Raw genomic sequence first — 11,885 nt, 5'->3', positions numbered from 1 at the left:
GGAGCAGGCGCTTAGTGGGCAGACCGCAGGCGTGCCCGCACCTCGGTGGCGCTGGGGCCGGCCGCCGCCACAGCGGCTTTCAGTTCCTCCGCCGAGCAAGCAAACTTTTCTGTCCAGTAGCGCACTTCGTAAGGCTCGTGAATGTTGATGCGCGAGCTGTCGGCAGGCCCGCGCTGGGTTTTGTCGTCAGACATGATGGCTTCTCCTGTTGCGTGGCGTGGCGCGGCTGCGCCTTGGTTTTCAAGATAGCCGGGTGGTCTGGACAAGCGCGTCAGACAGCGCCCTGCGCCTTTGTCGGCGGCACAGCTTCCAGGCCCGCCACGCTGGCGCGCCGGGCCGGACGGGCATCGCAGCAAGACAAGGCTTGCTACTTTATTGATAGCTGTTTGTGCCTATCATAGAAGGGCTGGGGGCCGATTTTGTTTGATCTTTCGGCTATGGCACCCTGCGCCCGCAGCTGTGTAAGCACGCGTTTCCAGCTTTGCGTGCAGCCGCCTGCGCCGGTATGCTTTTATGGAAAGGACATCAACCATGGTCAACAAACCGGTTCAACCCCTGCCCTCTACTAAAGGAGGGCAGGGGCGTAGGCTCGTCGGAAGGCCCCTGGCCGAGCGGGCCCTCATGCCTTACACAAGGGAACCCGCGTGCTGTAAAGTGGGCCTTCGATCAAGGAAGCGCACATGACCGACCACGGCGACAAGCTGAAGACTGCGGACGTAGACGAGCCTTCAGAGCGTGTGCTGCTGCACCGAGCGATTGCCGCCAGCCGGAACGGGATCACCATAGGACGGATTGAAACAGGGAAGATTCCCCTGATCTACGCCAACGCCGCGTTTTACCGCCTGACCGGTTACACCCCCGACGACATCATTGGCAATGACTGCCGCCTGCTGCAGGGCGGCATGACCGACCAGCCGGGCCTGCCGCCGCTTCGGGCCGCGCTGGCGAAGGGCGTCGAAGCCACCGTACTGCTGCGCAACTTCCGCAAGGATGGCACCGAGTTCTGGAACGAGTTGACCATGTCTCCGGTGCTGAACGATAGCGGGACGCCGACGCACTATGTGGGCATTCAGCAAGACGTGACCAAACGCGAGAACGACGCGCGAGCCATTGATGCCTTGAATCAGAGCCTGACCCAACGCGGCGAAGATCTTGAGTTGGCGAATGAGAGTCTGCGTTCTTTCTCTTTTTCGGCATCGCATGACCTGCGCGCGCCGCTGGCTTCCATCAAAGGGTTTTGCGCGACCTTGAGAAAATCAATCGATGTGCCGGACGGCAGCCAGCCTGCGCACTACATGGCGCGCATTGAAGCCAACGCCGAACGAATGGAGCAACTTATTGAGGCGCTGTTGGAACTGGCCCGTTCCACTGCGGGCGAACTCACCGTGCGTGCCTGTGACCTTTCCCGCATGGCGCAAGAGGTCGTGGATTCGTCACGCGCCACTGCGCCCGGGCAGGACGCACAGGTGCACATTGAGCCCGGCCTTTGTGCCGAAGGCGACCCGGCGCTTTTGCATTCGGTGTTGCAAAACCTGATTGGCAACGCGCTGAAGTATTCCTCCAAAACACCGGGCGCCACGGTCTGGTTCGGCCGCGAGGAAGACGCCGGCGGCAAGCCGCGCTTTTTTGTGCGCGACAACGGCGCTGGTTTTGATATGGCCAACGCCGCCACATTGTTTGGCACCTTCCAGCGCTTTCATTCAGAACAGGAGTTTCCCGGCACAGGTGTTGGCTTGGCCACTGTGCGCCGCATCGTCACCCGCCACGGCGGCGTGATTTCTGCTGAATCAGCGCCGGGCAAGGGCGCGGTTTTTTACTTCACGCTTGGCGTGCCCCGCAGCTGAACGCTCACGGGAGACGAACCCGTCAACTACCAGCGCCAACCGGACACCAAAAGTAGCGCGCGCCCACAGTGGCAAGCGTTAGATTGATTCCCATGCATGGAACACGCACAAAATTAAGCCGAGCCAGGCAGAAGATCGTCATCGTGGGCGGCGGGGTGATAGGCAGCGCGATAGCGTACTTTCTGGCGTCACACGCGCGCTTTCGCGGCGACATCACGGTGGTGGAGCGCGATCCAACGTATGCGCAGGCCTCTTCAGCGCTATCGGCCAGTTCCATACGCCAGCAGTTTTCGCAGCCGGTGAATATTGCGATGTCGCAGTTCGGCATCGGCTTCCTGCGCAACATCAGACAGCACCTGGCGGTGGATGGTGATGTGCCCGACATTGCCCTCACGGAAAAAGGCTACCTCTACCTGGCCACCGAGGCCGGCGCAGCCACCCTGCGGGAGAACCATGCCACCCAGCGCGCGCACGGCGTGCAGGTGGCGCTGCTGGAGCCTGCCGCCTTGCAACAGCGCTTTCCGTGGCTGCGGGTGGACGACCTGGCGCTGGCTTCGCTGGGGCTGGAGGGCGAAGGCTGGTTCGACGGCTACGGCCTGCTGATGGCTTTCAAAAACAAGGCGCGCAGCCTGGGCGTGCAGTACCTCCAGGCGCAGGCCACCGGCTTTGCGCACAGCCAGGGCCGCGTGAACGCGGTGGCGCTGGAGGGCGGCTCAACATTGCCCTGCGACTGGGCGGTGAACGCGGCCGGCGCCTGGGCCAGGCCGCTGCTGGCCGGCACCGGACTGGACTTGCCGGTGTATGGGCGCACGCGCTGTGTGTACGGCTTCTCCAGCCCCGCCCAAACACCCGAGTGCCCGCTGGTGATTGATCCAAGCGGCCTGTGGTTCCGGCCCGAAGGCAACATGTGGATCTGCGGCCTGCCGCCCGCGCAAGACGACAACGACGCGCCGCTGGAAGTGGACCACGCGCTGTTCGACGAAGCCTGGCTCACGCTGGCCAACCGGGTACCGGGCTTTGAGGCCCTGCGCCAGCAACGCGCCTGGGCCGGCTACTACGAGTACAACACGCATGACCACAACGCGCTGCTGGGGCCGCACCCCGCATTAGCCAACCTGCTGCTGGCCAACGGCTTCAGCGGGCACGGCCTGCAGCAGTCACCCGCCGTGGGGCGCGGCCTGGCGGAGTGGATCTGCGAAGGCGCCTACACCAGCCTGGACTTGTCGCCGCTGTCGGTACAGCGGCTGGTGGAGGGGCGAACCTTGCTGGAGAAAAATGTGATTTGAAGCGCCGCGCGGTGCGGGCAAAAGGTGGCCCGCGCTAACCGGTGCGCTTGGCCGCCTCGACCATCGGATCCGCATGCCGGTGCACCAGCTTCCACGCATCGCCTTCACGGCGAAACACTTCCGTCACACGCAGCTTGTTCGCCACGGGCTCAGGCTGGCCTTTCATGCGGGCCTGGGCTTTTTGAATCCCCGTCCAGTAAGCAACGGTGTCGCCCGCCGCCATGTCAAGAATCTCCAGCTCGGTAGTGCTGCCCGCCTCAAACCTGCCGGCATCCTGCTGGTAGCGCGACCACACTTCCTGCGTGCCCCGCACCACCCCGCCGCCCGGGCTCATGAAAGTGGCCGGTGATTCCTGCGCCACGACACGCCCCAAAGGCGCCGCGTCGCCACTGACATACGCGGCTGCGACTTGCTGCCGCTCCTTCATGAAGGTTTTGAAATCCTGCTGCTGTTTGCCCATCTTGCTTCTCCTTAAAAGGGCAAGGTAAGCCCGGCGTATTGCGAGCGATGTAGGACAGGGGATGAACGCGAAGACGGAAAGGGTTGGTTACGGAGGTGTTGGGCAACAGCACTGCTCAGGAGAGCAGCATCACGCGCTGCTCTCGCAAAGACAGGATGTGGCGAGCGATGTGGTTGTAGTGAGCGATTTGATGTCTGAGCCGTACTCATGCAGCGCTCCCAATTACGCTAAAAATTCTTCTTGATACTGCTCAGACCGCGGCAATTGCCCGATCAAGCCGCCCCTGAAAATCGCGGTCCGGGTACAGCGCCGTCATCGCCTGGAAGCCTTCTTTCAAGCGCCGCCGCCAGCCGGGTCCTCGAGTCATCACGTCCAGCCACATGGCGGCAACTTCGGTGGCGTCGTGAACCAGTAAATAGTCCACCAGCGCGGCAGCCTGCGCGACGTCTTTGCGCGCCTTGGTTCTCTGGATTTGCGGCCGCTTACCTTCTACCGTGTCGCCCGTCAGGGCGTGGCACCGCCACCAATCAACCGTAGCCCTCTGTCGATCAAAAGCGGCGTGAGCTGCGTGGCGTTGTATTCCCGGTTGACGTACACCGTGCGCGGCTGGGCCAGCCACTTGAACATGAGGATGTCGCGCACGGGCACTTCGCCAAGGCCAGTCACTTCGGCCTGGTGGTGGCCATGCAGGTGGGGGGCAATGACGATGCCTCCCTCGACGTGAAACAGGTATACAAAACCGAACTGGCCCTGCGTGGCATCCAGCCCACTTCTGGCGAACTTGTGTGCCACGGCGAGTGAGCGTGTGCCGGAAACATAGGCCGTTTGATATTGGGCACTGCTGTGTACGTGCTGGCCGATGTTCGTGTTCATGCCGGTCGACCTCAGACCGCCGGATGTGTAAATGGTGTCCCAAGTGTGCTTGCTGCCGTGGAAGACAAATTCAGCCCCGCTGATCGTGTCAAAGGTCTGGTTCGGATTGCCCAGGTCATAGTCAAGATCGAACTCACTGATTTCCCTGACCACTTTGACCGTGGCCTGGAGCTGGCGCAGCGGAATGTGGCGATGCCGGGCGCTGCGCTGCCTGGGCGGCGCAGCATGTGCGGCTGGCTGCGCGCCCTGCAACTGAAAAACGGGATCGATGGTGACGACTCCACTGTTCAGGTAGCGTATCTGCAGGTCACCCAAAGTCACGCTGCGCTTTCCAACCGGGTAGGGCATGGCTCGCTCCTCTTTCTTTCCTTTTCACAAGTGGGATGAGTTGAGAATACGCAGCTGACTGTTGAGCAGCAAGCCGGCAGCGTGGGCGCAGTAGGTGAAAAGTTGTCAATGTCGCGGCGGGAGTTGCGGGCTTGCCACGGGTGCCGGGGCTGAAGCTTGTATTCCCTGGTGGGCACCCGAGCCATCACTCATGAACAAACCCACTTATTTCCGCAGACAGCCGCTGTCACCCGATGCGCTGCATCGGTTGCCGTCTGCTTTAGCCCTGGGCAAAGTCGTAGTGAGGAATCCCCCGCTGGCCACACGAAAGAGTTTGAAGCCAGGTGTGACAGCAAAGCGAAGCAATGGGACTCAAACCCCACCCGTGCAAGCCTGGCTCCCCTTGCACAGTGGCGCATTGGGTGGCTGCAACGCCCGTATGGGTGAAGATCCTTGATAGGAAATTTGCCCGGATTCGAGCGCCTCGCCTCGCGGTCAGACAAGCTCTGCAGCTGGACTGGGCACGGTCAGCCGGCATCCCGATGCACCGGTCGATGCCTTGGTAAGCAGCCAACTGCTGACCTCTTCCGAGAAGAGGCATCTTCCCTGCGTTAACCCCGGCTACTGACAGGCGCCCGCTGCACTTTGCTCCCCGGAGCAGGTCGCACGACGAATGGTGCCGGGGCCGAAATTCAGTGGGCTCATCATCTTCCGCAAGTCAGCCAGCGACCACCGAAGCAGCGCGTTGCTGCCTGGCAAAACCTTCTCGTCGAGGCTGTTGGGCATGCCATCGCTCACATCACCTCCCGCGAGAGCGATATTGGCGGCGAGGCGTAAATCAGGGCCGGCGAGATTTGCCGATACAGGGACGACAGGCGTCGGGGTGGGAACCACTGGCCGGATGATGGTGCCAGTGGTGGTGATGGTGACGCCTGCACCGAGGGTACCCAGAAAGCTGATGTTGCCGCCGCCGGTGCTGGCAACGGTGACAGGGCCTGTCGCAGTGACGTTGTCGCCAAAACTTTGCAGGCCGGTGGTGGTGACACTACCGCCCAGGCTGGTTGTGCCGCCGGCGTTGGTGGTCAGCGAAGTCAGTGCGGTTGTGCCTCCGACCACGCCGCCCAGCGTCGTGGCGCCTGTCGTGTTGAGTGTCAATGCCTGAGCACCATTGACGGTGCTGCCAAGGTTAAGGGCGCCACCGCCAGAGCTTGCCAGCACAACGTCGGCCGTCAGCGTGACGGCATCGCCAAGATTCTGTGCGCCACTGGTCGTGATGTTGGCTCCAATGGAGGTGGAGCCCGCGGCATCAGTCATCAACGACGCCACGTTGACGGCGCCGCCCAGAGTGGTTACGCCGCTGCTGTTGATGGTCAGGGCCTGGGTTGCGCCGCTTACCGTGCCATTGAGGTTGACGCTGGCTGCGGCAAGTGTGGTGTTCGCACCCAAGGTGACAGCACCGTTGTAGGTTTGCGCGCCGCCACTGGTGAGGGCTCCCGAGAGGGTGGTGCCCGCGCCGCCGTCCGTGATGGTGCCCGTGACGCTGCCGCCATTGCCGGCGATGGTGCCGGCAACGGCGGCGCCTTGCAGATTGGCCACGGCGCTGTAGGCAATGCCTGCGTCTGCCACGCCGCTGTTGGCACCGGTAAGGCTGAACGCTGCACTGGTCAGCGTGGTGTTGACGCCGTTGCCTATGAAGGCCTCAATGCCGCTGGTACCCGCCGAGCCTGTGACCACGCCGGTTTGCGTGTTGATAGCCACAAGCCCGGTTTTGGCGCTCAGGTTAACCGTATCTATCGAAGCTGTTCCGCCGCCGGCAACGGTTCCAACAACGGATCCTGCATCGGCAAAAGTAAAGGTGTCGGCGCCTGCGCCGCCCGCCAGATTGGCGATGGCGCTGAGGCCGGTGCTTGTATTCAGGGTGCCACTGTTGGCGCCAGTGATGGCCCAGGCGTTGGCGCCGTCTGTAGTGGCCAACGTATCCGTGCCGCCGCCGCCGGCAATCGCGCCGTTGAAGGTGGGCGTTGCCGCTGCAAGGGTGAAGGTGTCGTTGAGGGTGCCACCAACCAACGCTTCGATGCTGGTGGCATTCAGGCCCTCAACGGTGGCAGCGTTGATGCCGGTCACGCTCCAGGCTGTGGCGTTGTTGCGCCCGGTCAGTGTGTCTGTACCGCTGCCGCCGGTCAGATTGGTGATGGCACTGAAGGTGGTGGTGGTATTCAGTGTGCCGGCGTTGGCGCCGGTGATGCTCCATGCATTGGTGCCGTTGGTCGCGACCAATGTGTCGGTGCCGCCACCGCCAGCAACGGAGCCGTTGAAGCTGGGCAGGCCACTCGGCAGTGTGAATGTGTCGTTGGCTGTGCCGCCGACCAAGGCATTCATGCTGGTGGCACTCATGCCCTCGACCGTGACTGTGTTAGCGCCCGTGATGTTCCACGCCGTTGCCGCGTTGCGCCCCTGCAGCGTATCTGCGCCCGTGCCCCCGGTCAGGGCAGTGATGCCGCTGAAGACGGTGTTGGTGTTGAAGGTACCGGCGTTGGGACCGGTGATGGTCCATGCATTGGTACCGCTGGGCGTTGACAGGGTGCCCGCGCCGCCGCCGCCGGCAATGGACCCGTTGAAGGTAACGCCTGCGTTGAGCGCAAAGATGTCAGTGTTCGTACCCCCCACCAAGGCGTTCATGCTGGTGCCGTTCACGCCGTAAACAGCAACATCATTGGCGCCGGTAACCGTCCAAACAGTGCCGGTATTTTGTCCAGTCAGGGTGTCGGTGCCGGTGCCGCCGGCCAGAGTGGTGATGGTGTTGAATGAGGTGCTGGCGTTGAGCGTGCCAGAGTTTGTGCCGCTCATAACCCAGGCGTTGGTACCGTCCACCGCCGCCAAGGTATTGGTACCACCGCTGCCGGCAACAGAGCCGTTGAAGCTTGTCACTCCGGCTGCCAGCGTGAAGGTGTCATTGGCAGAGCCACCAAGCAGTGCTTCCATACTGGTGCCATTCATGCCTTCAGCAGTTACGGCGTTGGGGCCAGTCATGTTGAAGGTCGTGTCAACGTTGCGCGCCGCTAGCGTGTCGACGCCTGTGCCCCCCGCCAGGTTGGTGATGGCGCTGAAAGCCGTGCCAGCATTGAGCGTGCCGGAATTGGCACCGGTGATGGCCCAGGTGTTGGCACCGTCGGTTGCACCCATGGTGTTGGTGCCGCCACCACCGGCGATGGTGCCACCGAAAGCTGCGCCCGAGGCCAGGGTGAACGTGTCGTTGGCCGAGCCACCGACCAGCGCGCCTATGTTGGTAAACGTGAGTCCGTCACCATTACCCGCACCGACGGCGGTGAGGGTATAGGTAGCGGCCGCGTTGCGGCCGGTCAGCGTATTGGTACCTGCCGCGCCGTCGACGGTGGCGTTGAAAGCTGGCGCATTGCTGAAGTCAAAACTGTCGTTGCTGCCAGCCCCCCTGATGGTGGTGCCCCCGGTGGACGAAATAGCGGCGGTTGTTGAGAATGCGCCATCGGTCGAGACCCCCACACGGAGCTCCACAGGGTTGGCCGCACCATTGGCGGACACGGCCGCTCCCAAGGCGATGTTTCTGCCTGCGCTCATGTCGATGAAACCACCGGTGGCAGTAACTGTGCCACCGGCGGCGCTTGTGATATCGCCGGTTACTCCCAGAGCAGTCAAGGAAGTGTTACCGCCGCTTTGCAACGCATTGCCGCCAATGGCCAGCGCACCACCGCTGGTTTCAATACTGATGGAGCCCGTAGTGGCAGTGATGGGGCCGGTCAGGGCAAGCCCACCGCTGGCATCTTTCACCGAAACGCCAGAGGCCGAAATGGTTCCCAGTGAACCTATCGAATTTCCAGCATTGTTCAAATTGAACTGGGCGGTCGTGGTTCCCCGCACCAAAGCGGCGCTGACCGCACCAGTTTGCCCGATGGTGCCGGCAGATGTCACATCAAGTGTCCCGGTTAATGTGGTTGTGGGCAGCGCCACAGCAGTCGGGCCGCCAGCAATCGTCAGGTTGTTCAGGTTACTGATGGCGCCGCCAAACGTGAGCGCGCCGGTGTTGCTTGTGGTCAGGGACTCGGCGCCGACGGTTCCGGCCAGGGTCGAGCCGAAGGAGATTGCGCCTGTACCGGCACTGACCGTGGACGAGCCAGCCAAAGTTGTCGTTCCTCCAACGCTGAAGGCGTTGTTGGTGGTTGCGTAGCTGCCATCCAGGGTGACGTTGCCAGAATACTGCTGACTACCCGACGTGGTGACGTTCTTTAAACTCAGCGTTCCGGAGCCTGTGATGTGCTGCAGCGAAGCAATGTTGACTGCACCATTAAAGACCGTCGTCCCCACCCCGCCCGCATTGACGATCAGGGCGTGGGGGCCGCTAACCGCACCGTTGAAGGTGATATTGTTTCCGGACATTCCCACGCCGGTGGTCAACGTAACTGCACCATAGGTCTGAGGGCCGCCCATGCTGACGTTGCCCCCCAGGCTCGCCGTACCTGTGCCCGCTATGGTTGCCGCGGTGATGGCGGCACCGGTGATCAGTGCCCCGTTGTTCACAATTGTTGCTGAGCCAGCGCCCAGAGCCTGGGTAGCACTCCCCGTGTCCAGCGTAGCCCCGGAGGCAATGGTGATGGCGGCATTTCCTCCGGTAAGTCTGTTGGACGTGGCGCCCAGAGCCAGTGTTCCTGCATTCACATTCACTGTGGTGAATGCGGCCGTTCCATTGAGCGTGGTGGTGCCGGACGCCTGTGTGAGGGGAACCGTGCCGGCCAGGTTGGCGTTGAGGGTGCCGCCGTTGAGCGTGGCGGCGCTGGCTACGGTAAGCGTGCCGGTACCGCCCAGCGTTCCGCCGTTCAGGGTAAGGGCATTGACGGTATCGGTAAACGCACCCATGCCCAATGTTGCCCCGCTGGCAATGGTGACTGCGGCGCCATTGGACAGCCTGTCGTTGGCACCCAGGGTCAGCGTGCCGCCGGTGATGTTGACGGTGGTTGATGCCGAGGCGCCGTTGAGCGCGACAGTTCCTGTAGACGTCAGCGTGCCCGTGCCGAGATTTGCATTGATGGTGCCGAAGTTCGCCGTGTAAGTTGGCGCAGACAGGGTGCCCGTGCCATTGATGGTGCCGCTCTGGAGCCGGACGTCGGCCACCGTATCGCTGAACCCGCCCATCGCAAGGGTGGTGCCGTTAGATATCACAACGCTGGTTGTATTGCTGATGGCGTTGGAAGCGCCGAGTGTCACGGTTTTGGTTGAGCCGGCGTTGATATTCAGGTTGGTGGCATTCAGGGTAGCCGCAGCGCCAAGGGTGGCGCTGCTGAACAGGTTGACGTCGCCGGTGGCGGTGAGGGCGCCGTTGACAACGTTGGCCGTTGAGCTGAAGTCGTTCGCCAGGCTGACATTTGCGCCAGACAGTGTCACTCCGGCGCCCACGGTCACCTTGCCAGTACCGGTGGCGCCCCCCCCGGGTGTGGAGACATAGTTGGCATTCAGGAAGATGGCGGTACTGGCAGTAATGTTCGCGTTGACATTGATGTCATTGCCCGCCATGACCGTCAGGCCGCCATTGCCCTTGTTGATGGCGCCGTTGACGGTGACGTCGTTTGATGCCTGCAGGACGACCTGTCCAGCTACGTTTTGGATGGCCGTTGTGCCGATCTGGAAGTTGCCGGCCCCGCCGTCCGCAAACGCAACAGCGGCGTCGCTAACCTCCGCATCATTCGTGCCAGCACCGGCGACGATGGTGATGTTGGTCGGATCGAGCAGCACGGTGCCAAGCGCACCGTTGGCCGCGCTGGTATCCACGGCTCCGGTGAACACCAGATTGTTCTTGCCGGATACCTCGACGAAGCCGCCATTGCCGCTGTTAGCGCCACCTTTGGCACTGATCGCACCGTGATAGCGGGTTGTGTCGTCTGCCCAGACGATGACCTTGCCGCCGTCGCCGGTGGTGGTTGCACTGGCGTCGATCTGGGCGCCTTCGTTGACCAGAGTCACTTTCGCGTTGCGCTCAGCCCCACTGCCCTGGAAGTTGCCGCCCACCAGCACCGTGCCACCGCCTGCATCGCCACTGGCGTCGATGTTTGCGCCGGCCATCAGGCCCACACGCTCGCCCAGCACCTTGACCGTGCCACCCGTCTCGCCTGCCTGCGCGCCCCTGGCCTCCAGCGTGCCACTGACCTGCACGATGCCTGATGCTCCACCGTCCAGCACGATGGTGCCGTTCTGGCTGGAGATGGAGTTGGCTCGGATCACACCGCTCTGGTTAAGCACGGTGGAGAAAGTGTCGCCCAAGGACGAAACCAGAATCGCGGCGTGGCCGCCGTCCACGGTGATGGTGCCGGTGTTGGAGGCCACCGCATTGACGGCCGCCGCGTCTACTGAAAATTTGACAAGGCCGCCGCCTGTGGGGTCCACCGAGACACGTGACCCGGCCAGCAACCCGACCGCGCCGCCTGGCGCCGAAATGGTGCCGTGGTTGGCTACGTTGGGCGCGGCCAGCACCACATATCCGCCCTGGATATTTCCGTAATTCACCACACTGCCGCCCGCTCCGCTGAACTGGTACTTGCCAGCCATGAAGTCTGCGTTGCTCAGATTCAAGCTTGAAGCCACGAGCCCACCCACGTTCACCTGCGCACCGGGCGCAAACATCACGCCTGCGGGATTCACCAGAAACACTTGCCCGTTCGCAGACAGGGTGCCGAAGATGGAGGAAACGTCACCGCCCATCACCCGGTTCAGCGCCACCGAAGCGGCGTTGGGCTGGATGAACTGAACCGACTGGCCCTGGCCAATACTGAATGACTGCCACCCCAACACCGCTTTGTCCGTTGTCTGATTGATCACCATCGACGATGCTGTGGGTGAGCTGACAGTGGCCGCGCCTGCCTCGACCACCGCGCCCTGAGGCAGTGCCCTGGCCAGCGAAGGCAAAGTCAATGACAGCACCGCCAGCAGAAGGTGCGACAGATAAGGCCCCGTGCGAATGCGATAAGTCGCCTTGAGCTTTCGCGAGAGGCGCACGACCACCGTACGAACAGAAAAACGGTGGCGGCGAACACGTGGGGCTGGGTAGAAGGTCATGGGCATCTCAACAACGTA

General features: G+C 62.6%; 7 protein-coding genes. 2 read left to right on the top strand and 5 right to left on the bottom strand.

The window, feature by feature from the left end; translation table 11 throughout:
- Positions 1–11 precede the first annotated feature (11 nt).
- The gene (locus ABI660_RS05820) at positions 12–194 is read right to left on the bottom strand and encodes a DUF3606 domain-containing protein (protein WP_348065886.1); all 183 of its coding nucleotides are present in this window, start codon (positions 192–194) and stop codon (positions 12–14) included.
- Between the two features lie 486 nt (positions 195–680).
- Between ABI660_RS05820 and ABI660_RS05815 the strand changes: the two genes are divergently transcribed.
- Entirely contained in the window at positions 681–1,844 is a 1,164-nt protein-coding gene (locus tag ABI660_RS05815; protein WP_348065884.1) for an ATP-binding protein, read from the top strand.
- A gap of 92 nt (positions 1,845–1,936) precedes the next feature.
- Positions 1,937–3,130 carry an FAD-binding oxidoreductase gene (locus ABI660_RS05810; protein WP_348065883.1) on the top strand — a complete coding sequence of 398 codons (1,194 nt, stop codon included), beginning with the start codon at positions 1,937–1,939 and terminating at the stop codon, positions 3,128–3,130.
- A gap of 34 nt (positions 3,131–3,164) precedes the next feature.
- On the opposite strand, the gene ABI660_RS05805 is transcribed toward ABI660_RS05810, so the two are convergent.
- From ABI660_RS05805 to ABI660_RS05790, 4 genes are all read right to left on the bottom strand, one after another.
- On the bottom strand, positions 3,165–3,590 hold the full coding sequence (locus ABI660_RS05805; RefSeq protein ID WP_348065881.1) for a DUF4440 domain-containing protein: 426 nt from the start codon (positions 3,588–3,590) through the stop codon (positions 3,165–3,167).
- A gap of 250 nt (positions 3,591–3,840) precedes the next feature.
- The gene (locus tag ABI660_RS05800; protein WP_348065880.1) at positions 3,841–4,014 is read right to left on the bottom strand and encodes a hypothetical protein; all 174 of its coding nucleotides are present in this window, start codon (positions 4,012–4,014) and stop codon (positions 3,841–3,843) included.
- A gap of 80 nt (positions 4,015–4,094) precedes the next feature.
- Complete coding sequence (locus ABI660_RS05795; RefSeq protein WP_348065878.1) at positions 4,095–4,811, bottom strand: hypothetical protein; 717 nt, start codon at positions 4,809–4,811, stop codon at positions 4,095–4,097.
- Positions 4,812–5,411: 600 nt separating this feature from the next.
- Positions 5,412–11,867 carry a filamentous hemagglutinin N-terminal domain-containing protein gene (locus ABI660_RS05790; RefSeq protein WP_348065877.1) on the bottom strand — a complete coding sequence of 2,152 codons (6,456 nt, stop codon included), beginning with the start codon at positions 11,865–11,867 and terminating at the stop codon, positions 5,412–5,414.
- Between the last annotated feature and the right edge of the window lie 18 nt (positions 11,868–11,885).

Source organism: Polaromonas sp. (genome assembly GCF_039930745.1).
Lineage (GTDB): Bacteria > Pseudomonadota > Gammaproteobacteria > Burkholderiales > Burkholderiaceae_C > Polaromonas.
This window is presented reverse-complemented; position numbering and strand designations above follow the sequence as displayed.